Below are 23,377 nucleotides of genomic sequence, written 5' to 3' on the forward strand. Positions count from 1 at the left end.
CGGGGAACATCACGCTTGCGGCGTGACGTGCACCTGCGCACTGCTCGCGTTCCCCGTTCCACGCTCCCCGTTCCCGGCGATCCCCATGGGGGTCGTCCATGAGGCAAATCCTCTCCGGCACCATGGCTTCGCGCGGCATGACACTCGGCCGCGCGCGCCTCGTGCAGCCCAGCCGCTACCTGGTCGACACCCGTCCGCTTACCGAAGAAGAAGTCCCCTCCGAACTGGAACGCTTGCATGCCGCGCTCAACACGGCGCGGCAGGAACTGCACGAACTGCGCGGCAAGCTGCACGGTGCGCTGGCGCGCGAAGTCAACGAATTCATCGACGCGCATAGCCTGCTGCTGGACGATGCCGAGCTGCTGCGCGGCCTGGACGAGATGATCACCATCGGTCGCTATCGCGCCGGCGCCGCGCTGAAGAAACAGCGCGACCGTCTTGCCGGCGTGTTCGCAGCCATGGACGATCCCTATCTGCGCAGCCGCATGGAAGATGTCGACCAGGTCATCGGTCGCGTCATCTCCGCGCTACAGCGTCAAACGAGCGCGGAGGAGCGCAAGCTTGCCGCGCGCGTCGGTGAAATCCTGGTCGCCGATACCATCGCGCCTGCCGATATGGCGCATCTGGCGGGCAACGGCCTGCTCGGCGTGATCACCAGCTCCGGCAGTCCGTATTCGCATAGCGCGATTCTTGCGCGCAGCCTCAACTTGCCCATGCTGGTAGGCACGCGCGATGCACTCTCCACCATTCATGACGACGATCTGATCCTGCTCGACACCGAACGCGGCGAAGCCGTGGTGCACCCCGCCGCGCAGGACCTGGCCCGCTACCGCGCATGGCAGCGCGAAGCGGCGCAAGAAGGGCGCAGGCTAGCCAGCCTGGCCAACGCACCTACGCTTACACGCGACGGCATCCACATTCGCCTGCTGGCCAACGCCGAATCGGTTAGCGACGTCGCGCTCGCCCGTGCGCGCGGCGCGGACGGTGTGGGCCTGTATCGCACGGAATTCCTGTTCCTGCGCCACAAAGGTTTGCCGTCCGAAGACGAACAGTTCAACGCCTATCGCGATGTGGTGATGGGGATGGGCGGCACACCGGTAACGATACGCACACTCGATCTCGGTGCCGACAAAGCCGACGCTGCAGGCCTGGTGATCCGCGGCGAAGAAAACCCCGCTCTGGGCGTGCGCGGTGTACGTCTTTCATTGCGCCATCCGGCCGTGTTCACCACGCAGATCCGTGCCATCCTGCGCGCTGCTTGCTACGGCCCGGTGCGCGTGCTCGTGCCGATGGTGACGCAACCCGATGAATTGATCGCCGTGCGGACACTGTTCAAACTGGCGCGACAAGAACTCAAACGCGAGAACATCGACCTGCCGGAGAAACTCCCGCTCGGCGCGATGATCGAAGTGCCCGCCGCCGCGATCAACGTCCGCGCCCTGCTCGAGCACTCCGACTTTCTCGCCATCGGCACCAACGACCTGGCGCAATACGTGCTCGCCGCAGACCGCGGCAACGATGCACTGGACAACATCTACAACCCTCTGCAGCCCGCGCTGCTGCGCTTGCTTTCGCACGTGATTTCCGCCGGTCGCCGTGCCGGCAAGTCGGTCAGCCTATGCGGCGAGATCGGCGGCGACGAAAACTTCACCGCGCTGCTGCTCGCGCTCGGCTTGAATGAATTCAGCATGCATCCCAGCCGCATCCTGGTCGTGCGCGATCGTCTCGCCACGCTCGATCACGCGAAACTGCGCAGTTTCGCGCCACGGCTGATTCGTGCACGTACGCACGAAGAAGCGGAGGCCCTGCTCGCTTCCATCGTCTGCCCCGAGTCAGCGTAGGGCGTAGATTGAAGTGCAAAGTCCAATATCGTCATGTCCGCAGGCATGGCGACTTTGGGGCGTGCACCCTAACCTGCAAATTGCTTCGCCGAAGGCTACGTCACGGATTGCAAAAAGACTTCCAACGCCGCGCCGCGATATTTTTCGCGATGCAGAAGCATGGACAGCTTGCGATGCAGATCGAGGAACGGTGTTTTCAACGCAATCAATTTTCCTGTTGCCAGTGCATCGCTCACAGCAACTTGCGGTAGGCATGCGATGCCAAGGCCTGCGGCAACAGCCTGTTTTATGGCCTCGATCTGATCCAGCTCCATCACCGTTTCGCCTGGCGGCAATTGAGCCAGCGCTCGCTCGGTGGTAACGCGCGTGGCGGAGCCGTGTTCGCGCAGGATCCAGCGTTCACCGGCGAAGTGTTCCGGTTTCAGTCCCCGCTTCTTCGCCAAAGGATGTTCGGGTGACGCGCAGACCAGCAGCGTGTCGTCGCGCCAAGGCCGCACTTCCAGTAGTGGATGCGTGACCGGTCCTTCCACACAACCGACGTCCAGGCTGTGATCGAGCACTGCGGTGGCGATGTCATCCGTATTGCCCACGCGCAGGCGGATGGCGACTTGCGGATGTGCGCGCACGAAGTCGCCCAGCAGTTCACCGACGCGATAATTGCCGACCGTGTTGCTCGCACCAATACGCAATTCCCCAGCGAGCGCCACCGTCTTGCCGGTGGCGCGGCGCCCGAATTCGGCGTGGCGTTCCAGCAGTTCCTGCGCCAGCGGAAGCAGCTCACGCCCTCGCGCGTTGAGCCGGAGCCGGCCGCGCTCGCGATCGAACACGGGCGCATCGAGCTGACGCTCCATTTCCGCCAGGGCCATGCTGGCCGCCGGCTGGGTGAGGTGCAGCCGCTCAGCGGCGGCGCGCACGCTGCCGTGCAGGGCGATCTGCACGAATACATCAAGCTGACGCAAGCTGACATTAAGCATCAGCTTATCTTATAGGATTGATTAGATATTTCAAATTTTCCTAATACATGACGAAATGGAAAATGGCGGTGTCCCCAAGGAGTTGTCCGTCATGAACGCCGTATCCCTCCCCGCCGCCTCACCTGCCCTGCGCCTTCGCGCATCGGGTCTGCTGCTTGCTCTCGCCATTGCCCTCGCGGCCTGGTGGCTGGGGCGCCAAGTGCCGCTGATCGGCGGCCCGGTGTTCGGCATCCTGATCGGTATCGCCGTGCGCAACCTGTTCGCGCCTGGCGAGGCGTTCAACCCCGGTATCCAGTTCGCAAGCAAACAGATTCTGCAGTGGTCGATCATCGCGCTCGGCTTCGGGCTTAGCCTGACCCAAGTGGCGAAAACGGGGTTGCAGTCGTTGGCCGTTACGCTGGTGACCATGAGCGTGGCATTCGCGACGGCATGGCTGCTCGGCCGCGTGCTGAAGGTCCACGACAAGCTCAAAATACTGATCGGCGTAGGCACTGCGATTTGTGGCGGCTCGGCCATCGCTGCGGTGACGCCGATCATCAAGCCAGACGATCACGACACCGCATTCGCGATTTCCACCATCTTTCTGTTCAACATCGTCGCTGTGCTGCTGTTTCCGCTGCTGGGGCATGCGCTGCATCTTTCTGACCTGGGCTTCGGCCTATGGGCGGGCACAGCGATCAACGATACGTCTTCGGTCGTTGCTGCCGGCTACAGCTACAGCAACACGGCAGGCGATTACGCGACGATTGTGAAGTTGACCCGTGCGACGCTGATCATCCCGATCTGCCTGGTGCTCGCCATCGTGGTGGCTATGCGGGAAAAGCGCGCGGCGAAGCATGCAGGTATCGCCAGCGACTTCAGCCTGCGCCGCATCTTTCCGTGGTTCATTTTGTGGTTTCTGGTGGCATCGGCAGTGCGCACGGCGGGCTTCGTGCCGGTGGCGATTCAGCCGATGATCCATCTCGCCGCGGAATTCATGATCATCGTGGCGCTCACCGCGATCGGTCTGTCGGCCAATCTGCGCAAGATGGCATCGACTGGCGTGCGGCCGATTCTGCTGGGCCTGGGCGTGTGGGCAGCAGTGTCGGTGAGCAGCTTGCTGGTGCAGTTGGTCATTGGGCAGATGTGATGCCTACCCCCTCTCCCCTCCGGGGAGAGGGCTGGGGTGAGGGGCCAACCTCGCGCAATGTTGAATCAGCGCCCCTGCTCCGCCAGCGTCAACGCCACTTTGTCGCGTAGATACACTGGCAACGCCAACTCCGGCGCCACCGCACGACCTGCCTTGAACTCGCGTACCGCCAACGTCGCCACGTGCCGGGCCTGCGGATAACACGCACCATCGGTCGAACGCGGCTCGGTGCCAAGCCGATGGCGCAACGCTTCCTGATAAGTCGCCCAGCCGGAACCGACCACATTCCACGCATCGGCTTGCGGCAATACCAGCGACTCGGTCGTGCAAACGCGCTCGTCATCCAATGCGATCAAGCCGCCCTCATCGTCCCGTCGATAACAGGCCGCATAGATCTCCCCCATGCGCGCATCGATCACGGCGAGAATCGCCGCATCGTCTTCCGGCGCCTCCAGCGCCAATGCGGCGAGCGAGGAAATGGTGATCACCGGCCGATCCAACGCCATCGCCATACCTTGTGCCAGCGATATCGCCAACCTCACGCCGGTGAACGCACCCGGGCCGCGACCTACAACGATGGCATCCAGCGCGTGCTTGCCCATGCCCGCTTCGGCCAGCAATTCATCCGCCATCGGCAACACACGCTCGGCATGGCGGCGCGGCGCCAGTTCGCTGCGGGCAATGACCGTTTCGCCATGCACCAGTGCGACGGAGCAGGATTCGGTGGCGGTTTCAATGGCGAGCAGATTCATCGAAGCATTCTCGCATGAGGTGGAGGTCATTACCTCCCAGGTAATCGTCGCCACACAGTACCGGCCGCAAGCTGTCTCCACCCAACCAAGGAGACCAAGCCATGAACGATGCCCATGCCCTCGCCGCCCGCTATATCCGTAGCTGGAATGAAACCGATCCGCTGCGCCGGCGCGCCTTACTGGAAGATGTCTACGCCGAACACGCCGTGTACACCGACCCGATGATCACTGCCAAGGGTTGGGAGGCGATCGACGCCACCATCGCCGCGGTGCAGAAGATGTTTCCCGGCCATGTTTTCCGCCTCGACGGTGACGTGGACGCACATCACGACATGATGCGTTTCCGCTGGCACCTCAGCCAGCCCGATGCAAGCGAACCGCTGGTGATCGGCTTCGACGTTGCTGTGCTGGAAGGTGGGCACATCAGCAAGGTCTACGGCTTCCTCGACAAGGTACCAGTGGCCGCATGATTCCCCTTACCGCGGCGCGCACACGCGCGCCGCTTATCAACTTCCGGAGTACATCATCATGTCCATGTTCGAAACCAGCGATCACATCCGTCTGCATTACGAGGATTGGGGTAACGGCAAACCCGTCGTCTTCGTCAGTTCCTGGGCACTCGACGCACGCATGTGGGCGCCGCACATGCTGCATTTGAACGCACTCGGTCTGCGCTGCATCGCCCTTGATCGTCGTGGCCATGGCCGCTCGGATCGACCCGGCCACGGCTACGAATACGATCGACTCGCCGATGACCTGGCCGAACTGATCGCCCATCTCGATCTGCACGACATCACCCTGATCGCCCACTCGATGGGCACCAGCGAATGCACGCGCTATCTCTCGCGGCATGGCCGTGAGCGGATCGCACGTGTGGTATTCATCGGCGCGACCGCGCCTTGCTATGTGCAAAGCGAGAGCTATCCGCAAGGCCTGCCGCGCGAGGCATTTGTGGCGATCAGCGACGTGCTACGCAACGATCTGCCCGGATGGTTGCGCGACAACGCGGAACCGTTCTTTCTGCCCGCGGAAACCGGCGTTCCAGAGGACGTGACACGCTGGACCATCGATTGTGTACTCAACGCTTCGCTGAAAGCGCTGATCGATTGCTTCCTGGCCCGCACACACGCGGACATGCGCGATGAATTGCGCGCACTGAACATACCCATGCTGATCATCCACGGCGACCGCGACGCCAGCGAACCCGGGCATGGCCGCATGGTGGCCGAACTCGTGCCAGACAGCCGCTATATCGAATACGCCGGTGCACCGCATGGCATCTACCACACGCATCGAGAACGGTTATTGGCGGATATCGATCGCTTCATCGGGGAGGAGTGCCGAACGACCCACGACAACCGCACAGCACGCGCGGCATGATCAACACATGCATGCTATTCACACCCAGCGCCCGGTCGGCGACTTGCTGCGCGAATGGCGCCGGCATCGGCGGCTGAGCCAGCTCGATCTTGCCAACCACGCCGAGATTTCCACGCGGCATTTGAGCTTCGTGGAATCCGGCCGTGCCCAACCCAGCCGCGACATGATCCTGCATTTGGCGGAATACCTGGACATTCCGCTGCGCGAACGCAATGCACTGCTGGTGGCTGCGGGATTTGCGCCGGTGTTTCCGGAGCGCCCTCTGGAAGATGCGTCGATGGATGCAGCGCGTCGGCTGATCGAGCAATTGCTGCAAGGCTTCGAGCCTTATCCGGCGCTTACCATCGATCGCCACTGGCATCTGGTTGCAAGCAATCAGGCGGTGCTTCGTTTAATGGACGGTGTCGCACCCGAGTTGCTGCAACCACCGATCAACGTGTTGCGACTCAGCCTGCACCCTGACGGTCTTGCACCACGCATCCGCAACCTGGCCGAGTGGCGTGCGCATCTGATGCATCGTCTGCAGCAACAAATCGAAGCCACGCACGATCCACACCTGATCGCCTTGCGCCGTGAATTACAAGCTTTACCCGCACCTGCGGAGACGGTTTCGCGAGCACCCGCATCGGCCATCGCGGTGCCGATGCAACTGGAAGTGCGCGGGCAAGTGTTGTCCATGATCAGTACCACCACGGTGTTCGGTAGTCCGGTGGATATCACTCTGTCAGAGCTGGCACTGGAGGCCTTCGTACCCGCCGATGCGCAGACCGCGGAAGCGTTGCGACAGATGGCGTGAGCGTGCGTATTGCACTCTGTTCAATGCCATAACTTCGTAGGTTGGGGTGGGTCAAGCAACCTCGCGAAGGATTCAATCTACGCGGCAAGCCCGTGCAACCCCACCCCAGCCCTCCCCTGCAAGCAGGGGAGGGGGCAAATCTCGCAAGAAGAAAAACTTCAGGCTCAATACCGCTTCGCCTTCGGGTTGTAATAGCTGGTATCCGTCGCCTCCAGCAATTTACGCATCGCCGGACCGACGTGTTTGAAACCGTGAGCCGCCAGCACTTCTTTCTTGCCGGGAATGTCGTACTGGCCGGAAACCCCTTCGTGCGGCGAGCCATCCGCAGGCAAATCCGCCGGCCGCGGCAATTGCTCCGGCCAGTGCTGTGCATGCAGCGTGAGCGGCGGGCACCAATGACGGTTATCCGGATGCACCGGCTCGCGCTCCTTGATGTGCACCACCGCACGCGTGTCGAACTCTTGCACGAAGGCTTGATAGAAGTCGTATTCCAGCGTGTTTTCGAACGTCGGCTGGATGCCGTCGATCACCTTGAAGAAACGCGGATCGTTGCGCGCAATGAAAAACTGCGTGGACAACGTCTGCTTGCGCTTGATACCGAAATCGTTGCCCAGCGCGTTGAGCACGCTGGCCACGCCAAGCTTCACCTTGGCGAACGGGTGCCGCAGCCTGCGCCATTGCACACGTTGGTCAGTACTCCACGTCGACGCCGCTAAGAATGCGTTGGGATCACGATCGAGCAAATCGATGTAGCGCTGGATGACGCCCTGGTCGAACACCCAGGTATCCGCTTCCACATGCAGCAAATACTGGGGGTTGTATACCTCCACGGCCGCACGGCAGGACTGCCGTAGCAAATTCAACGCACCTTCGATGATGGAGCGCGGCTGGCAGCGCACCAGCACGTCTTCCATATGTGGCTCGTACGTGGGATCGGAGCAGGCGTGCACGATCGGCCACGGCTCCGGGTAGTTGAGCTTGATGATTTCCTGATTGATGCGCGCGCAGTCCGGCCGCTCGTGGTTGGTCATGCACACCACCACCTTAGGCCGAAGTGCATCGGCAGCCGGCTTGGGCAGGCCTGCGGTGGCGATATCGACCTCGTTTCGTACTTCCATGCGCCCCTATCCGGATGGGAGTGGTGAAATCAGTCGAGAACTATAACGCCTTTCAACTCCCTCTCCCCTCCGGGGAGAGGGTTGGGGTGAGGGGCCAAGGCTTGCCTCAAGCTCCATAAGAGCCACGCTTCGAGCTAGTCACGCCGCAAGCTTGCCCCTCACCCTACCCTGTCCCCAGAGGGGAGAGGGAAAAGCACAGTCAGCGCTTTGGCACACCCCCACCCGCCCCTTACAATGCGAGTTTCTGTGCCTACCCACACGCGCTTGCCACCCGGCGCGCCAATGCGAGTCCCCGATGGAAAAGAGTTTCGAGCCCCGCCCGATCGAGTCGAAGTGGTACGCCTGCTGGGAACAGAGCGGCGTATTTCAGCCGTCCGGGCAAGGAGAGCCGTACTGCATCCAATTGCCGCCACCGAACGTTACCGGCACCTTGCACATGGGCCATGCGTTCCAGCAGACGGTGATGGACATGCTGATCCGCTACCAGCGCATGCGCGGCCTGAACACGCTGTGGCAGGTAGGCACCGACCACGCCGGCATCGCCACGCAGAAGATCGTGGAGAACCAGCTCGCGGTAGAGAGCAAAACCCGTCACGACCTGGGGCGCGAGCCGTTCGTCGAACGCGTGTGGCAGTGGAAGGAAGAATCCGGTTCCACCATCACCAACCAGATGCGCCGTCTTGGCGTAGCTGCCGACTGGTCGCGCGAGCGCTTCACCATGGACGAAGGCCTGTCCGCCGCGGTACGCAAGGTGTTCGTGGAGTGGTACCGCGCCGGCCTGATCTATCGCGGCAACCGCCTGGTGAACTGGGATCCGGTGCTGGGCACCGCGGTGTCCGATCTGGAAGTGAACAACGTCGAACGCGACGGGCACATGTGGTCGATCCGCTATCCCGTCACCGACAGCAATGAAAGCCTCGTGGTCGCCACGACGCGTCCGGAAACCATGCTGGGCGACGCCGCGGTCGCCGTGCATCCGGAAGACGAGCGTTATCAGCACCTGATCGGCAAAACGCTTACGCTGCCGCTCGCGGGTCGCCAGATTCCGGTGATCGCCGATGATTACGTCGATCGCGAGTTCGGCACGGGCTGCGTGAAGATCACGCCAGCGCACGATTTCAATGACTACGCCATTGGCCAGCGCCACAAGCTTGCGCCGATCGAGATCTTCACGCTCGATGCGAAGGTCAACACCAATGCACCGGCGAAGTACCAAGGCATGGATCGCTACGAAGCACGCAAGGTCGTGCTCGCCGATCTCGACGCCGCCGGCCTGCTGGTGGAAACCAAGCCGCATAAATTGCAGGTGCCGGTGAGCCAGCGCTCGGATGCGGTGATCGAGCCGATGCTCACCGACCAGTGGTTCGTCGATCTCACGAGTGAAAAAGGTCGCACGGCCATCACCGAACCCGCACTCAACGCCGTTCGTTCGGGCGACATCAAATTCGTGCCGGAAAACTGGACCACTACCTACACGCAATGGCTGGAAAACATCCAGGATTGGTGCATCAGCCGCCAGCTGTGGTGGGGTCATCGCATTCCGGCGTGGTACGACGAGGCCGGCAATATCTTCGTCGGCGAGGATGAGGCCGATGCGCGCAAGCTCGCTTCTGTCGAACCCGTGGGCAAATTGAAACAGGACGAAGACGTACTGGACACCTGGTTCAGCTCCGCACTGTGGCCGTTCTCCACGCTCGGCTGGCCTTTCGATGGCGCCGTGAAGAACGACGACAAGGTGGTTGCGAATTGGCAACACGACAAGATCTTCCTGCCCAGCGCCGTGCTGGTCACCGGCTTCGACATCATCTTCTTCTGGGTGGCGCGCATGGTGATGGCCACCTTGTACTTCACCGGCAAGGTGCCGTTCCGCGAGGTGTACATCAACGCGATCGTGCGTGATGCGGAAGGCCAGAAGATGTCCAAATCCAAGGGCAACACGCTGGACCCGCTCGACCTGATCGACGGCATCGAACTGGAACCTCTGGTGGAAAAATCCACCAAGTCGCTGCTGATTCCGCAAGTACGCGAGAAAGTGGAAAAGCGCATCCGCAAGGATTATCCGCAGGGCATTCCCGCCATCGGCACCGATGCGTTGCGTTTCACCTTCGCTGCGTTAGCCAGTTACAGCCGCACGATCAACTTCGACATCAAGCGCGCGGAAGGCTACAAGGCGTTCTGCAACAAGCTGTGGAATGCGGCGCGCTTCGTGTTGATGAACCTGCCGGAAGGTGAGTTGCCTGCGCCGGCCGGTGCGCCGGTGACCGAAGCCGAACGCTGGATTCTCACGCGCTTGAAGCAAACGCTTGCCGAAGTCGAACAGCATTTCGTTACGTACCGTTTCGACCTGTTGGCGCAGGCGTTGTACGAATTCGTGTGGAACGAGTATTGCGACTGGTTCCTCGAACTGTCCAAGCCCGCATTGAATGGCGACGACGCAATCGCCGCGGCATCCACACGCCACACCTTGCTGGTGGTGTTGGAAACGGTGTTGCGTGCATTGCATCCGATCGTGCCGTTCATCACGGAAGAAATCTGGCAGTCGGTGGCACCGAAGCTCGGCATCAAGGCCGATAGCATTCTGCTGCGCGCGTGGCCGAACACGAACGATATTCCCGCCGATGAAGCCGCCACCGCCGAGATCGAATGGTTCAAGAACGTGCTCAGCGGTATCCGCCGCATCCGCGCAGAAATGAACATCGCTCCCGGCAAGGTCATTCCGCTGCTACTGGCCGATGGTGATGCCAGTGATCGCGCACGTGAGGCCAAGTTTGCCGCGCAAATCAGCTTCCTTGCGCGCGTTGAGGCGCCGCAGTGGATCGAGTCCGGCGCAGACGAGCCCGCCGCTGCAGCAGCCGTAGTCGGCTCGCTGCGTGTGTTGATTCCGCTTGCCGGCCTGATCGATCTCGGCGCTGAGAAGGCACGCCTTGCGAAGGAAATCGGAAGGATTGAAGGCGAGATCAAGAAGTGTGAGAGCAAGTTGGGTAATGCCAACTTTGTAGCGAACGCGCCGGCGGAAGTGGTGGCGCAGGAACGTCAGCGCATTGCCGACTGGGGTACACAGCTGGGCGCGTTGCGCGAGCAGATGCTGAAGCTGGGTTGATGCTTTAAGCCCTTCTCCCACCGGGAGAGGGGTTGGGGTGAGGGTACGACCAGCACGTCATAGCAAAACCTGCACGATAGGTCAGCATCACGCTTCGCCCGAACCCTCACCCGAGCCTCTCGGCACCCTCTCCCGGAGGGAGAGGGACTTACTAAGAAAGATCACAGGTGGGCGAACGCGCCCTACGAAACATCAAACTCCAACGCCATCACGATCGCATCCTCACGCCCGCTGTGCGCCGGGTAATACCGCGGCCGCCGGCCAATCTCGTGAAATCCCAGCGACGCATACAAAGCCTGCGCATTCGGATTGGATGGCCGCACTTCCAGAAACACGCGCTCGGCGCCGTTCCACCGCGCGATGTCGAGTAAGCGCTTCATCAGATGCCGCCCAAAGCCCTGCCCACGCTGATCGGGCGAAATACACACATTCAGCACGTGTGCCTCACCCGCACCCACCGAAAGAATGCCGTAGCCGATCGCGCACCCTTCCAGGCATAACACCCACGCCGGATGCCCGGCCTTCAGGCAATCGGCGAAGATGCCCATGCTCCAGGGAAATTCGTAGGAAGCGTGTTCCAGTTCGCTCACTCGCGGCAGGTCTTCGCGCCGCATTGCGCGCATCTCCAGTGAGGGGCGCGCAACAGCAACCATCAGCGCTGCCCTCCGGCTGCAAGAGCACGGCGCAGGGTACGCAAGGCCTGCCATAGCCGTCGCTTGGAATTGGCCTGCGCCAGGATTTCCGAAGGTGCATCCGCCAGCACAATGTGCGCATCGCGCATGACGCTGGCCGGCAACGCCCGTCCAAGTGCATGCGCCTGAGCCTGGCCGAACACCAGATAGGCCGGTGCATGCGGCACCTGCATGGTTTCGCCATCCCGCGCCTCGATGCGTGGCGCGCGCGCCAGCTGAGGTCCGAAGGCGGACAGTGCGCGCCCGAGCAGATCGTGCTCGCGTACCGCGCAACCAGCGGGTAGCACAACCACGACGCCAGCACTGGCGGATACCTGCTGAGGTTCCGCCGGCAACACCGGTTCCATCGACGCTGCCGCGGCAACACCCCGCTTGCGCCAAGTCACCACGCCCAGCGCACGCAGCACACGTGCTCGATGAGCTGGACTGGCGGCTACTGCGTTCATACCGCTCCGCGACGCGGGCGCTTGCGATGCGTAGCGAGGCCCCATAGCGTCACGATCGGCCCGGACAAGAGATAGAGCGAAAACACCACCAGCAGCACGCGCGGCGGATCAACGAATAACGGCACCAGGATCAGCACCGCAACCAGAATCCACAGAAACGGCACCTTGTCCGCCATCGGCAGGGATTTGAAGCTGTAGTAGCGGAAGCGGCTCACCATCAGCAAGCCTACGATCACCGCCATGAACGGCATGACCACGTCCAACTCGGCGCCGGAAAAACCCCAGCTGTCCATGCTCCACACGAACGACATGCACACCGCCGCCGCCGCCGGGCTAGGCAAGCCTTGGAAATAACGTTTGTCGGCAACGCCCACTTGAGTGTTGAAGCGGGCCAGCCGCAGCGCAGCGCATACGGCGTAGATGAAGGCTGCCGCCCAACCGATCTTGGCCGGCAGCGGCCCAAACTCCTTGAGGCCAGACAGCGACCAGTTGTACATCACCAGCGAGGGCGCAAGGCCGAAGCTCACCAGGTCGGACAGCGAATCGTACTGCACCCCGAATTCGCTCTGCGTATGGGTCAGACGCGCCACGCGGCCGTCGATGCCATCCAGCAAGGCAGCCACGAACACAGCAATGGCGGCATCCGTGAAATGCCCGCTGATGCTGACCACAATGGCGTAGAAACCGGCGAACATGGCGCCGGTGGTAAACAGGTTCGGTAGTAGATAAATACCGCGATGCCGCGGCACCCGTACTGGTGTCGTCTCGCTCATGAAACCATCCGTGATGGGACTGTTTCAGTGTAACAGGGGGCGGCGATACGCCGGGAACGGGGAATGGAAAGGGGATCGCAGCCGGTGATGCCGGCGGTGCTTGCAATTTGTCTTTGGCCAATGTCGGGATCTCCGTCCGCCTTGCAGCCGACGTTCCCAGTTCCCCCGCCCCCAAACGTGCTAACAAGCACGTTCTACACACTCCGCCCATACCGCCCGCTTGAGTCCCAACCTCAGCGGTTGTTAACTACACGTGTTCCCTCACTTTCCGTTCTGGAGTCACCTCATGCGTCGACTGTCCATTGCCCTGGCGCTGCTGCTCGTCGCGCCCCTGGCCTGCGCTCAGGTCTATAAGTGGACCGATGCCCATGGCACCATCCATTACTCGGAATCGCCCCCGCCGACCGGCACCAAATACAGCCAGGTCAGCGTAAACACCGGCACCTCTGCCCCCGCTGGCGGTGACAACACCGCCACCACCACATCGAGCAACAGCGCCTCTTCGCAACCGAGCAGCAATAACAGCGCGCCGCAAGGTCCGGTGGAAGACACGCCCGAAAACCGCGCGAAGCTCTGCGCTTCGCTGAAAACCAACATCGGCACCTTGCAGGGCAGCGGCCCGGTGGTGATGAACAATGGTGGACAGCAGCAAGTGCTGAATGCGGATCAACGCAAGCAGCAGCTGGATGCCAGCCAGTCGCAATACAGCCAGTACTGCAACCAATAACGCGCTGAAGCGCCGTAGGTTGGGGTGCAAACCCCAACATCGCCATGCAACGCGACATCGGAATGTTGGGGTTTGCACCCCAACCTACGGATATCGTCTGTTACGCCCAACCTGCCGGCTATAATCGCCCCTTTATCTCGATAGCCGACCGATCACTCATGCGCCTTAGCCAATTCCACCTGGCCACCGTCAAGGAAGTCCCTGCCGATGCCGAGATCGCCAGCCATCAGCTGATGATCCGCTCCGGCATGATCCGCAAGCTTGCCTCCGGCCTTTACACCTGGTCGCCGCTGGGATTGCGCGTATTGCGCAAGGTGGAACACGTCGTGCGCGAGGAGATGAATCGCGCCGGCGCCATCGAAATGCTGATGCCCTCGGTACAGCCGCGCGAGCTGTGGGAGGAAACCGGCCGCTGGGAAAAATTCGGCGGGCAGCTCCTGAAGATCAAGGATCGCAAGGAGCAGGAATTCTGCTACGGCCCCACGCATGAAGAAGTCGTCACCGACTTCGCGCGTAACGAACTGAAGAGCTACAAGCAGCTGCCGGTCAACTTCTATCAGATCCAGACCAAGTTCCGCGACGAGATCCGTCCGCGCTTCGGCGTGATGCGCGCGCGCGAATTCCTGATGAAGGATGCCTACTCCTTCCACCTCACGCAGGAATCGCTGGGCGAAACCTATGAGGTGATGTATCAGGCGTACGCGCGCATCTTCACGCGCCTGGGGCTCAAGTTCCGCGCCGTGCAGGCGGATACCGGCGCCATCGGCGGCAACGCCAGCCATGAATTCCAGGTGCTCGCCAACTCCGGCGAAGATCTGCTCGCCTTCTCCGACGGTTCCGAATACGCCGCGAACATCGAAAAAGCCGAAGCCGTTGCACCCGCGATCAGCCGCCCCGCTCCGTCGGCAACGCTGCAGCGCGTGGACACGCCGCGCGTGCGCACGGTGGACGAAGTCACCAAACATTTCAGCATCAGCGCTGACCGCATCATCAAGACCGTGCTGGTGCGCGGCAAGGAAGGCCTGGTCGCGTTGTGCCTGCGCGGTGATCACGAGATCAACGAAGTAAAGGCCAGCAAGCTACCCGAGCTGCCGGGCGAATCCGTGCTCGCCTCCGACGAAGAAATCCTCGCCGCCGTCGGCGTGCGCCCCGGCTTTATCGGCCCGGCCGGCCTGCCTGATTCCATCCCCGTCATCGTCGACCGCAGCGCAGCTGTGCTGGCCGATTTCGTGTGCGGCGGCAACGCCAACGACACGCACTACACCGGCGCCAATTGGGTGCGCGACGCACGCATCACGCGCGTGGAAGATATCCGCCAAGTGGTGGCGGGCGACCTTTCGCCCGATGGCCGCGGCACCCTGCAGATCGCACGCGGCATCGAAGTGGGCCATGTGTTCCAGCTTGGCAGTAAATATGCCGAAGCCCTGAGCGCCACCGTGCTCGACGACCAGGGCAAAAAGCAGGTGATGCTGATGGGCTGCTACGGCATCGGCGTCAGCCGCATCGTCGCCGCGGCGATCGAACAGCGCCACGACGATGCCGGCATCATCTGGCCCGAACCGATGGCGCCGTGGCGCATTGCCGTATGCGTGATCAATCCCAAGAACTCGCCCGAGGTCGAAGCCGCCGCCGAATCGCTTTATAACGAACTGACCGCGCGTGGCATCGAAACGGTATGGGACGACCGCGGCCTGCGCCCCGGTGCGATGTTTGCCGATATGGAATTGATCGGCATTCCGCATCGCGTGGTGGTCAGCGAACGCGGCCTGGCTGCCGGCACACTGGAATATCGCGCCCGTTCCGCCGCCGAAAGCAGCGCCATTACGCGCGACGAGCTATTCGAAATACTCGCCTGAAGCAGGGCATGAAATCGAAAAAGGCCGCGTAATGCGGCCTTTTTCTTGCGCCATAATCAGGCCTCAAAATACCTGTTTTTCACATCCATTGCTTTGCAATTTTGAGTTTCGTGCGAGAGAATGAAAAATGCGTCCGGACATTTATTCATAATCAATAGTCGGGCATGTCCTTCTCATTATTTCTTTTACCGGAGTCCGCTTAATGGCCATTGATATCAAGAGCCTCAACCATACCCAGCTCAATGACCTGATTCAGAAGGCGCAAGCGCGCCAAGACGAACTACAAAAGGAAAAAGTCACCAGGGTGCGCGAAAAAGTGCAGGCCCTGCTGAAGGCCGAAGGCCTCAGCTTCGAAGACGTGTTTGGTGCCGGCGCCAGCGTGCGCGGCGGCGGCAAGCGTCGCGGCACGGGTTCGGTGGCGCCGAAATACCGCAATCCCGCCGATCCGGAACAGACCTGGTCGGGTCGCGGCAAGCGCCCGCGCTGGTTCAACGATGCGTTGAAAGCGGGCAAGAAGGAAAAGGATATGGCGGTCTGATTTCTTGATCAGGTTCGCGAAAAACGCCGGCTTATGCCGGCGTTTTCCTTTCTGGAGTTCGGGATTCACGCGATGCGAAACCTTTCCTCACGTCATTTCGGCGAGTTAATGGCAAATATTGCCGCGAGGTTGTCCTCGCCTCGCCCCCTCCCAAGGGGGAGGGAGTCACCGTCACAGCGACCGTCTCGGCGCAATCAGCAACTCACCAAACATCAATCCCGCCACTAGCGAAATCAAAATCGTCACCAGCAATACGGTCGAATCAAAACCCAACGACGCATTACGGTCGAGCAAATAAGAAACACTACGAAATCCCACACTGCCGGGCACCAGCAGCAGAATGCCCGGCTCGCGCACCACGGCACCGGGACGCCCCGCGTAACGCGCATACAAGTTAGCCAGCGCGCTCAATAGCAGGCCGCCCAGGAATATGCCGAATGGCGCGCCAGACAGGTTTATGGAAATGACGCTACCCAATCGCGTCGCCATATAGCCCGTAATCACCGCAACAACCACCGCAGGCCAATCGCGCCATGCGGCGCGAAACAACATGGCGAAGGCGATGGCCGCTACCAGCAAGGCCGGATAATCCACCCACGCCGGCAAGGCCGGCAGCGCGAAGTCACGTGGCTCGATGCCCAGCACCGCGCAGATCTGCGTAGCGGCCACCGTACCGAAGGTCAGCTTGAGCAACGTCGACATCGCCCCGCCCATGCGCGCCATGCCCGCCACCAAGTGCTGGCTGGAAATCTCGCGCACCGCGGTGGTCAGCGACATGCCGGGCATCAGCACAATCAGGCCCGCCAACACCACCGATTTGATCGCCAGCGGCGCCACGAAGGCACTGAACACGATCGTCACCAGCGTCGCCACCATCGCGCAGATCGCATCACTCGCGACCTGCAGGCGCGGACGCGTTCCAGACAGGATGGTGATGGTGCCGATGATCAATCCCACAAACGCCGCGACCAGCAGATCCACCCAGGAACTATGCAGGAACAGCGCATCGATGGCCGCTGCAGACAAGCCGTAACTCACGATCACCCCGGCCTGTTGGCGAGGTGTGTCCGGCAGCTCCAGCGCGCGCAACAGACGGAAGCCTTCACGCAGATCCAGCTGCCCTGCGATGACGCGATCAGCAATCTCGTCGGCACGGCACAGCTTGTCCAGATTCACGTCACCCGGCAGCAGGCGAATCACCTGTGTGACCTGCGCCAGCCGCCCTTCCTCGCCCTGCGCAAGATCGGCGAAGGAGATGATGATGGCCGTGGGGCTGGACCACACGTCCGCACTCAGGCCAATACGCTGCGCCGAACCTGTAATCGCCATTTCCAAGCGCGGCGACGCCGCACCATATTTGTGCAGACGTGTGGCGAGTTCCACCAGAAAGGCGATACGGGTGTTGAGCGCCGTGGTGGCGAAGGATGGCAATGGCGATCGGAGGGTGGATGCGGGCATGGCGTCATTGTTACCGCAAGCACATCGCTTGGGTATGTCGTGGCAAGCCCTTTAGCGTTGCTCTCTCGACTTGCCAGCATCTTGCTCCCTCCCCTACGTGTAGTAGGGGGCGTACTTTCTTTTCTCCCCCGGCGAGCCGGAGGAGGCGGGGTTGGGGTGAAGCAATCTCGCGGCGAGTTCCAATTTATGCAGCGAGCTCGTGCAACTCCACCCCAACCCTCCCCTGCACCGCAGGGGAGGGAGCAGCGTCCAAGCTCTCATCAAGCAGGCTTCACTTGCAACGTAGCCCCTTCCACGGCAACGACTTCCACCGTGCTGCCCACCGGCATATCCGGCCCGCTCACTAGCCACTGCCCATCGCCTACCCGCGCCTTGCCGCGTCCATTGACGATGGCTTCGATCAGCACATAACGGCGGCCGATGAGTTGTTCGCCACGCCGGTTGAGCCGCCCGTCGCTCTCGTCGCGCTTCTGCAGCGCCGGCCGTACGGCGTACCAATAGACCGCGCACGACACGAACGCCAACACCACGAACATGACTGCCTGGGCCATGAGCGACAAGCCCGGCATCAGCAGCACCAGCAAGCCTGTTGCGGCTGCACCGATACCGATCCAGAGCATGAAATAGCCGGGCATGATCACCTCGATGGCAATCAGCACCAGCGCAACGATCCACCACAGGTAATGCGCGGCAACGCTTGCGAACATGATCGGTTCCTCGCACTCAGCTCATCGATGGCGGATTGCGGCGAGCCGCGGTGAGCTTTTCCTGTTGTTGCCCGAGCGATTCCTTCGCCAGTTCCGCGATGCCCGCTAGCGAACCGAGGATTCCCGTGGCTTCCATCGGCAGCAGCAGCATCTTCTGGTTGGGCGAGTTGGCCATTTCCTTCAGCGCTTCCACGTACTTGTTGGCGACAAAGTAATTGAGCGCGTTCACGTTGCCATTGGCGATGGCATCGGACACCATCGTCGTCGCTTTGGCCTCGGCCTCGGCCGAGCGTTCGCGCGCTTCCGCCGCACGGAAGGCCGCTTCCTTCTCGCCTTCGGCGGCCAGGATCACTGACTGTTTTTCGCCCTCGGCCTTGAGAATGGCGGCCTGACGGAAGCCTTCTGCCTCAAGGATGTTGGCGCGCTTTTCGCGTTCGGCTTTCATCTGGCGCGCCATCGAATCGATCAAGTCGCGCGGTGGCGCAATGTCCTTGATCTCGATGCGATTGACCTTCACGCCCCATGGATGCGTGGCCTCATCGACTACCTTCAGCAGTTTCGCGTTGATGGCGTCGCGCTGGCTCAGCGATTCGTCCAAGTCCATCGAGCCCAGCACGGTGCGGATGTTGGTCATCACCAGTGCGAGCGCGGCCTGCTCCAGATTAGCTACTTCATACGCAGCCTTGGCGGCGTCGAGTACTTGATAGAACACCACGCCATCTACGCGCACCACGGCGTTGTCCTTGGTGATCACGTCCTGGCTCGGCACATCCAGCACCTGTTCCATCATGTTCATCTTGCGGCCGATGTTGTACATGACGGGAATAAGAAAATGGAGCCCCGGTGGCAACGTGCGCGTGTACTTGCCGAAACGCTCAACGGTCCATTCATAACCCTGCGGAACGATGCGCACCAGTTTGGACAGTACGATCACTGCCACTACGATGAGTACTAATGCAACGATATTTCCCATGGTTCTACTCCTTGTCGACCAAGCGAGTATAGGCCAGCGGCGTTATCCCCTCTCCCCTCCGGGGAGAGGGTTAGGGTGAGGGGGACAAGACTTGCGGGAAAACGCGACTTGCACGCACGCATGCATAAGGTTTTCGCGCAATGATCAAAAGATCAGGCGGGGTTGGCCCCTCACCCCAACCCTCTCCCGGAAGGGGAGAGGGAGTGTTAAACCGCATTCGCCGGCTGCGGCAGTATCAGCGTGACACGCAGACCACCATCCTCGCGATTGGCCAACGCAATACGCCCGCCATGCGCCTCGCTGATTTCGCGCGCAAGTGCCAACCCAAGCCCCGTGCCCGAGCGCTTGGTGGAATAGAACGGCAGCAGCGCCTGCGCCAACACCGCCTCGCTCATGCCGGGGCCGCGGTCGCCCACTTCAATGCGCAACTCGTGTCCGATCAAGGTCAGCGCCAAGGTGACGCCTTCTGGCGCACTACCCGATTCGTGCGCGTTCTTGACCAGATTGATAAGCACTTGCTCGATCTGCACCGGATCAAACCATCCCGGTTGCGTGGGTGCTTTGCCCTGCAGCTGAAAATGGCAATGCAGAGCTAGCGCATCCAGGAAGGGCTTCCATTCCACCGCCACCGTCCGTGGTGCGGGCAACTTGGCGAAACGCGCGTAGCCATCGATGAACCCATGCAAGTGACGCGCACGCTCACCGATGGTGGCGAATACACCAGGCAATCGCTGCACGTCTCCACGTCGTGCCAGCTCCGCGCCGGAATGCGCGAGCGAGGAAATCGGCGCCAGCGAGTTGTTCAATTCATGGCTGACCACGCGGATCACACGCTTCCAGGCTGCCACTTCCTGGCGCGACAATTCGCGTGTCATGCGGCGAAACAATTGCAGACGATGCGGTCGACCTTGCAAGCGGAATGCACGCTGCGACAAGTGGAAGGTCTCCTCGCTCCCATCCATTTCCACACTGAAGAGCGCATCCTCCGTGCCCTCCGTCGCCTTGCGCAGTGCTTCGGGTGCATCGGCGATCAGCGTCGCGAAATGCAGACCGTTGAGGCTGCGTCCTTCGTTGAACAAGTGCCGCGCTGCGATGTTGGCGTAAGCAACCCGTCCACTGCCATCGGTGAGTACCAGCGCCACCGGCGTGTTCTGCACCACGGTATCCAGCAACAGTTCGCGCTGCGCAAGATTCTGCCGCTGCTCGCGCAAGGTCTGCCCGAGTTCGTTGTGCACGCGCACGAGATCGCCCAGCTCATCGCCCCGATTGAGCGCAATGGAAATACTGAAATCGCCATCGCGATAACTCGCCACCGCACCTTCCAGCGCGCGCAGCAGACGCTTCACCGGCTGCATCACCATATGTGCGAACCACCAGGACAACGGCGCCAGCACGGTCACGCAGAGGAGGATCGCTGCCGTGCGGTCAGGCTCCGCAACATGCAGCCCCAGCTCGCTATGCATCCAATTCAACGTCTGCGGCATAGGCCACTGCGTAACGCCGATGTAGACCAGGGCACCCATCAACGCAGCCAGGGCCAGCCAGAGGAACAACCGGGCTTCCAGCGATCTCAGGCGCATGTGGCGATCCTGGCTTGGTGGGTGCATGGAAGCATGATGGGTTTCCGCGTGAAATGCGGCTGTTCTACACGTTGCTGCCTACGTGCGCCACTGCCGGAAGATGCATCGAACCTACATGGCCGTCATTCCCGCGAAAGCGGGAATGACGGCCGTGAGGGATACATGAGCATTCCAACCCAATGGCCTGTCAGGCATCACGTCGCCGTCATCAACCCATACCGTTCCATGCGTCGATAGAGCGCCTGCCGCGACAAGCCCAGCGACTGCGCCGCACGGCTGACCACGCCATCGGCCTTGTGCAGCGCGGCCTCCACCACTTCGCGGCTCGGCTCGTCGAGATTGCGCACCGCCAGCGCACCGGCTTGCTGCGGCAAATTGAGCAATTCGGGGGTGATGGGATTGTTGCCCGCCAGCAATGCGGCGCGCTCAATCGCGTTCTTCAGTTCGCGTACGTTGCCCGGCCACGAATAGGTCATCAAAGCTTCGCGTGCCACATCGCTGAGTTGCGCGCGGCCAGCCAGGAAGTACTCAGCCAGCGGCAAGATATCGTCGATGCGTTCGGACAACGGCGGCAGATTCACGTCGATCACGTTAAGGCGGTAATACAGATCCTCGCGGAAGGTACCCGCGCGGATCATGCCTTTGAGATCGGCATTGGTCGCACTCAGCACGCGCACCTTCACCTTACGCACGCGGCCCGAACCCAGCCGCTCAAACTGCCCGGTTTCCAGCACGCGCAACAGTTTCATCTGTCCCGGCAGTGGCAAGTTGCCGATTTCATCCAGAAATAGCGTGCCGCCGTCGGCCAGCTCGAAGCGGCCTTCGCGCGCCTTGTTGGCGCCCGTGTACGCACCGGCCTCGGCACCGAACAACTCGGCCTCGATCAGCTCGCCCGGCAAGGCGCCGCAGTTCACCGCTATGAAGGGGCCGCTCTTCACTGAAGAATTGGCATGCACGATGGCCGCAATGCGCTCCTTGCCGGAACCATTGGGACCGGTGATCAGCACCGGTACGTCCGAGCGCGCCACTTGGCAAGCCAGATCGATCGTGCGTGCCATGGCTTCGGAAGCGAATACCAGCCCGTCGAGGTCGTATCTGCGCTGCAGATCGTCACGGCGCTTGCGGCGCTCCATGCGCGTGCGATTCACCTCGCGCGTGGATTCGGACAGCTCCAGCAGGTTCTCCACTGTCGTCAGCAGCTTGGCATCGTCCCAGGGCTTGGCGAGGTAATCGGCGGCACCCGCCTTCACCAGCTCCACTGCAGTTTCCAGGTGTGTCCACGCCGTCAGCAAAATGACAGGCAGATCCGCATGACGCTCGCGGATCGTGCGGAACAATTCCACACCCTCTTCACCCGAGGTGGTATCCGCCGTGAAATTCATGTCCTGGATCACCACGTCCACAGACTGGCGCGCCAGCGTGGCCAAGCCCTCTTCGGGCGTAAGCGCCACCAGCGGGCGCACATCGTGCAGCGAAAGCAGCAGCGACAATGCCTCGCCCACGGCCGGGTTGTCATCGATGATCAGTACAGTACGCATTCGTCGTCTACACATGCAGGCATGGATGCCGCTCCCGCCCAAAAGGTTGCCACGCCGAACGGCCTACGTATATCAAAACTGACGAAACCGTCTTCCAAGGTTAGTTGACGGCGGGGAGTCTGGACGATTCCAGGCGCCTGCGAACCTTGTCGTACTGAGCGCGCGGCATCTGTACCAGGAGCGGCAACTTCGCTGGATCGAACCATTCGATCAGCTGCTCGATATCTTCCTTCGGCATGGCCGTGCATCCAACCGTACCCTGACCAGCCCCACGCCAAATGTGCAAGAAAATGCACGAGCCACCGCCAGGCCGGGTCGGGTTGGCGTTGTGATCCACATAGACACCCCATTGATAGAGCTCGTCATTCCGCAGCATCTGTTCGGAACTGCTCCAGTCCGGCGCGCTGATGTTCTGGCGATCGACGATGCGGTTGTAATGCTGGGACTTCACGTCATCCACACACTCGATGGACGGAGTAAGGTGCATGTACGACATGCGCGAGCCGGCCAGCAACTGTGGTTCATATCCGAATGCCGTTCCCAACGAGAACACGCCGGCCGGCGCTTTGCCATCCCCTTCCCGCTTGACCGGATCGCCAGCATCGGCGCCCAATCGTTCGGTGGTGATCAAGCCATTACCCCATGCCAGCCCGGTCTTCCCTACCACAATGGGAAACGGCTGCCCCACCGCCGTCCACTTATCGTGCGATCCACCGCGTTCAAACCGTTGCAGCGTGCCGCTCACGCTGTTCCAGTCGGTGGTGGTAACAACCACGATCTGACGCGCATCATCGAGCGCGTCATGCGCACGCGCCGTTAGAGTTGGGAACAGGCCCACCGCGCAAATGGCCAGCAAGGAAAAGCGAAGCACTTTGCTCATAAGCTTTCTTGGCCTGAAAGAAATGATCATTTCGGCATGCCTGCATCGTCTGCCGATGCAGGCATGGAGCCACCCCCGCCCCGAAGGTTGCCACGCGGAACAGCCACCGTACATGAAAA

General features: G+C 61.5%; 21 protein-coding genes. 9 read left to right on the plus strand and 12 right to left on the minus strand.

From position 1 onward, the window contains the following. The first annotated feature begins 98 nt into the window (after positions 1 to 98). Positions 99 to 1,841 (plus strand): phosphoenolpyruvate--protein phosphotransferase, encoded by a 1,743-nt coding sequence (gene ptsP, locus QQJ86_RS06095; protein ID WP_284320024.1) that lies wholly within the window; start codon positions 99 to 101, stop codon positions 1,839 to 1,841. A 95-nt stretch (positions 1,842 to 1,936) separates the two neighbouring features. Here the strand turns inward: ptsP and QQJ86_RS06100 are convergent, their stop codons facing one another. Then, positions 1,937 to 2,815, minus strand: a complete 879-nt coding sequence (locus tag QQJ86_RS06100; protein WP_284320025.1) for a LysR substrate-binding domain-containing protein — start codon at positions 2,813 to 2,815, stop codon at positions 1,937 to 1,939. 91 nt (positions 2,816 to 2,906) lie between these two features. Between QQJ86_RS06100 and QQJ86_RS06105 the strand changes: the two genes are divergently transcribed. Beyond that, the gene (locus QQJ86_RS06105; RefSeq protein ID WP_284320026.1) at positions 2,907 to 3,944 is read left to right on the plus strand and encodes a YeiH family protein; all 1,038 of its coding nucleotides are present in this window, start codon (positions 2,907 to 2,909) and stop codon (positions 3,942 to 3,944) included. A gap of 65 nt (positions 3,945 to 4,009) precedes the next feature. Here the strand turns inward: QQJ86_RS06105 and tsaB are convergent, their stop codons facing one another. Further along, entirely contained in the window at positions 4,010 to 4,696 is a 687-nt protein-coding gene (tsaB, locus tag QQJ86_RS06110) for a tRNA (adenosine(37)-N6)-threonylcarbamoyltransferase complex dimerization subunit type 1 TsaB (RefSeq protein ID WP_284320027.1), read from the minus strand. Between the two features lie 101 nt (positions 4,697 to 4,797). On the opposite strand from tsaB, the gene QQJ86_RS06115 reads away from it, so the two are divergent. Genes QQJ86_RS06115 through QQJ86_RS06125 form a run of 3 tightly spaced genes read left to right on the plus strand, consistent with a single transcriptional unit; the run spans position 4,798 to position 6,872 of the window. After that, on the plus strand, positions 4,798 to 5,166 hold the full coding sequence (locus QQJ86_RS06115) for a nuclear transport factor 2 family protein (protein WP_284320028.1): 369 nt from the start codon (positions 4,798 to 4,800) through the stop codon (positions 5,164 to 5,166). Between the two features lie 58 nt (positions 5,167 to 5,224). Further along, a complete protein-coding gene (locus tag QQJ86_RS06120; protein WP_284320029.1) occupies positions 5,225 to 6,076 on the plus strand; it encodes an alpha/beta fold hydrolase in 852 nt (283 codons plus the stop codon). Positions 6,077 to 6,083: 7 nt separating this feature from the next. Further along, positions 6,084 to 6,872, plus strand: coding sequence for a helix-turn-helix domain-containing protein (locus tag QQJ86_RS06125; protein ID WP_284320030.1), 789 nt, complete (start codon positions 6,084 to 6,086; stop codon positions 6,870 to 6,872). Between the two features lie 164 nt (positions 6,873 to 7,036). On the opposite strand, the gene QQJ86_RS06130 is transcribed toward QQJ86_RS06125, so the two are convergent. Next, positions 7,037 to 7,990, minus strand: coding sequence for a hypothetical protein (locus QQJ86_RS06130; protein ID WP_284320031.1), 954 nt, complete (start codon positions 7,988 to 7,990; stop codon positions 7,037 to 7,039). 295 nt (positions 7,991 to 8,285) lie between these two features. On the opposite strand from QQJ86_RS06130, the gene QQJ86_RS06135 reads away from it, so the two are divergent. Next, positions 8,286 to 11,090 carry a valine--tRNA ligase gene (locus tag QQJ86_RS06135; RefSeq protein ID WP_284320032.1) on the plus strand — a complete coding sequence of 935 codons (2,805 nt, stop codon included), beginning with the start codon at positions 8,286 to 8,288 and terminating at the stop codon, positions 11,088 to 11,090. 182 nt (positions 11,091 to 11,272) lie between these two features. On the opposite strand, the gene rimI is transcribed toward QQJ86_RS06135, so the two are convergent. Genes rimI through pssA form a run of 3 tightly spaced genes read right to left on the minus strand, consistent with a single transcriptional unit; the run spans position 11,273 to position 13,001 of the window. Next, positions 11,273 to 11,743 carry a ribosomal protein S18-alanine N-acetyltransferase gene (gene rimI / locus QQJ86_RS06140; protein ID WP_284320033.1) on the minus strand — a complete coding sequence of 157 codons (471 nt, stop codon included), beginning with the start codon at positions 11,741 to 11,743 and terminating at the stop codon, positions 11,273 to 11,275. Continuing rightward, positions 11,743 to 12,228, minus strand: coding sequence for a hypothetical protein (locus QQJ86_RS06145; protein ID WP_284320034.1), 486 nt, complete (start codon positions 12,226 to 12,228; stop codon positions 11,743 to 11,745). Before QQJ86_RS06145 ends, rimI begins: the two co-directional genes overlap by 1 nt. After that, positions 12,225 to 13,001: a CDP-diacylglycerol--serine O-phosphatidyltransferase gene (gene pssA, locus QQJ86_RS06150; RefSeq protein WP_284320035.1), complete on the minus strand. Its 777-nt coding sequence runs from the start codon at positions 12,999 to 13,001 to the stop codon at positions 12,225 to 12,227. The genes QQJ86_RS06145 and pssA overlap by 4 nt, the downstream gene beginning before the upstream one ends. A gap of 286 nt (positions 13,002 to 13,287) precedes the next feature. Here pssA and QQJ86_RS06155 point away from each other — a divergent pair, with 286 nt between their 5' ends. The 3 genes from QQJ86_RS06155 (at position 13,288) to QQJ86_RS06165 (ending at position 16,122) form a co-directional block, all read left to right on the plus strand. Next, positions 13,288 to 13,728, plus strand: a complete 441-nt coding sequence (locus tag QQJ86_RS06155) for a DUF4124 domain-containing protein (protein ID WP_284320036.1) — start codon at positions 13,288 to 13,290, stop codon at positions 13,726 to 13,728. Positions 13,729 to 13,886: 158 nt separating this feature from the next. Next, on the plus strand, positions 13,887 to 15,584 hold the full coding sequence (locus QQJ86_RS06160; RefSeq protein ID WP_284320037.1) for a proline--tRNA ligase: 1,698 nt from the start codon (positions 13,887 to 13,889) through the stop codon (positions 15,582 to 15,584). Between the two features lie 202 nt (positions 15,585 to 15,786). After that, a complete protein-coding gene (locus QQJ86_RS06165) occupies positions 15,787 to 16,122 on the plus strand; it encodes an H-NS histone family protein (protein WP_284320038.1) in 336 nt (111 codons plus the stop codon). Positions 16,123 to 16,293: 171 nt separating this feature from the next. Here the strand turns inward: QQJ86_RS06165 and QQJ86_RS06170 are convergent, their stop codons facing one another. From QQJ86_RS06170 to QQJ86_RS06195, 6 genes are all read right to left on the minus strand, one after another. Next, the gene (locus tag QQJ86_RS06170) at positions 16,294 to 17,580 is read right to left on the minus strand and encodes a threonine/serine exporter family protein (protein WP_284320039.1); all 1,287 of its coding nucleotides are present in this window, start codon (positions 17,578 to 17,580) and stop codon (positions 16,294 to 16,296) included. A 260-nt stretch (positions 17,581 to 17,840) separates the two neighbouring features. Beyond that, the gene (locus tag QQJ86_RS06175; RefSeq protein ID WP_284320040.1) at positions 17,841 to 18,287 is read right to left on the minus strand and encodes an NfeD family protein; all 447 of its coding nucleotides are present in this window, start codon (positions 18,285 to 18,287) and stop codon (positions 17,841 to 17,843) included. A gap of 16 nt (positions 18,288 to 18,303) precedes the next feature. After that, positions 18,304 to 19,260, minus strand: coding sequence for an SPFH domain-containing protein (locus QQJ86_RS06180; RefSeq protein WP_284320041.1), 957 nt, complete (start codon positions 19,258 to 19,260; stop codon positions 18,304 to 18,306). A 206-nt stretch (positions 19,261 to 19,466) separates the two neighbouring features. Then, entirely contained in the window at positions 19,467 to 20,840 is a 1,374-nt protein-coding gene (locus tag QQJ86_RS06185) for a sensor histidine kinase (protein ID WP_284320042.1), read from the minus strand. A 194-nt stretch (positions 20,841 to 21,034) separates the two neighbouring features. Then, positions 21,035 to 22,378 (minus strand): sigma-54-dependent transcriptional regulator, encoded by a 1,344-nt coding sequence (locus QQJ86_RS06190; RefSeq protein ID WP_284320043.1) that lies wholly within the window; start codon positions 22,376 to 22,378, stop codon positions 21,035 to 21,037. 100 nt (positions 22,379 to 22,478) lie between these two features. Further along, on the minus strand, positions 22,479 to 23,258 hold the full coding sequence (locus QQJ86_RS06195; RefSeq protein WP_284320044.1) for a L,D-transpeptidase family protein: 780 nt from the start codon (positions 23,256 to 23,258) through the stop codon (positions 22,479 to 22,481). Positions 23,259 to 23,377 lie beyond the last annotated feature (119 nt).

Origin of the sequence: Dyella acidisoli, assembly GCF_030160295.1 — a bacterium.
In the GTDB taxonomy this organism is placed as follows: domain Bacteria; phylum Pseudomonadota; class Gammaproteobacteria; order Xanthomonadales; family Rhodanobacteraceae; genus Dyella_B; species Dyella_B acidisoli.

Excerpts from the sequence above, each read along its gene's own strand:
- pssA (WP_284320035.1), bottom strand. The coding sequence starts at position 13,001 with ATGAGCGAGACGACACCAGTACGGGTGCCGCGGCATCGCGGTATTTAT.
- QQJ86_RS06160 (WP_284320037.1), top strand. The coding sequence starts at position 13,887 with ATGCGCCTTAGCCAATTCCACCTGGCCACCGTCAAGGAAGTCCCTGCC.
- ptsP (WP_284320024.1), top strand. The coding sequence starts at position 99 with ATGAGGCAAATCCTCTCCGGCACCATGGCTTCGCGCGGCATGACACTC.
- QQJ86_RS06175 (WP_284320040.1), bottom strand. The coding sequence starts at position 18,287 with ATGTTCGCAAGCGTTGCCGCGCATTACCTGTGGTGGATCGTTGCGCTG.
- QQJ86_RS06190 (WP_284320043.1), bottom strand. The coding sequence starts at position 22,378 with ATGCGTACTGTACTGATCATCGATGACAACCCGGCCGTGGGCGAGGCA.
- QQJ86_RS06185 (WP_284320042.1), bottom strand. The coding sequence starts at position 20,840 with ATGCGCCTGAGATCGCTGGAAGCCCGGTTGTTCCTCTGGCTGGCCCTG.
- QQJ86_RS06165 (WP_284320038.1), top strand. The coding sequence starts at position 15,787 with ATGGCCATTGATATCAAGAGCCTCAACCATACCCAGCTCAATGACCTG.
- QQJ86_RS06120 (WP_284320029.1), top strand. The coding sequence starts at position 5,225 with ATGTCCATGTTCGAAACCAGCGATCACATCCGTCTGCATTACGAGGAT.
- QQJ86_RS06195 (WP_284320044.1), bottom strand. The coding sequence starts at position 23,258 with ATGAGCAAAGTGCTTCGCTTTTCCTTGCTGGCCATTTGCGCGGTGGGC.
- QQJ86_RS06170 (WP_284320039.1), bottom strand. The coding sequence starts at position 17,580 with ATGCCCGCATCCACCCTCCGATCGCCATTGCCATCCTTCGCCACCACG.
- QQJ86_RS06145 (WP_284320034.1), bottom strand. The coding sequence starts at position 12,228 with ATGAACGCAGTAGCCGCCAGTCCAGCTCATCGAGCACGTGTGCTGCGT.
- QQJ86_RS06100 (WP_284320025.1), bottom strand. The coding sequence starts at position 2,815 with ATGCTTAATGTCAGCTTGCGTCAGCTTGATGTATTCGTGCAGATCGCC.
- QQJ86_RS06125 (WP_284320030.1), top strand. The coding sequence starts at position 6,084 with ATGCATGCTATTCACACCCAGCGCCCGGTCGGCGACTTGCTGCGCGAA.
- QQJ86_RS06115 (WP_284320028.1), top strand. The coding sequence starts at position 4,798 with ATGAACGATGCCCATGCCCTCGCCGCCCGCTATATCCGTAGCTGGAAT.
- tsaB (WP_284320027.1), bottom strand. The coding sequence starts at position 4,696 with ATGAATCTGCTCGCCATTGAAACCGCCACCGAATCCTGCTCCGTCGCA.
- QQJ86_RS06180 (WP_284320041.1), bottom strand. The coding sequence starts at position 19,260 with ATGGGAAATATCGTTGCATTAGTACTCATCGTAGTGGCAGTGATCGTA.
- QQJ86_RS06105 (WP_284320026.1), top strand. The coding sequence starts at position 2,907 with ATGAACGCCGTATCCCTCCCCGCCGCCTCACCTGCCCTGCGCCTTCGC.
- QQJ86_RS06135 (WP_284320032.1), top strand. The coding sequence starts at position 8,286 with ATGGAAAAGAGTTTCGAGCCCCGCCCGATCGAGTCGAAGTGGTACGCC.
- QQJ86_RS06155 (WP_284320036.1), top strand. The coding sequence starts at position 13,288 with ATGCGTCGACTGTCCATTGCCCTGGCGCTGCTGCTCGTCGCGCCCCTG.
- QQJ86_RS06130 (WP_284320031.1), bottom strand. The coding sequence starts at position 7,990 with ATGGAAGTACGAAACGAGGTCGATATCGCCACCGCAGGCCTGCCCAAG.
- rimI (WP_284320033.1), bottom strand. The coding sequence starts at position 11,743 with ATGGTTGCTGTTGCGCGCCCCTCACTGGAGATGCGCGCAATGCGGCGC.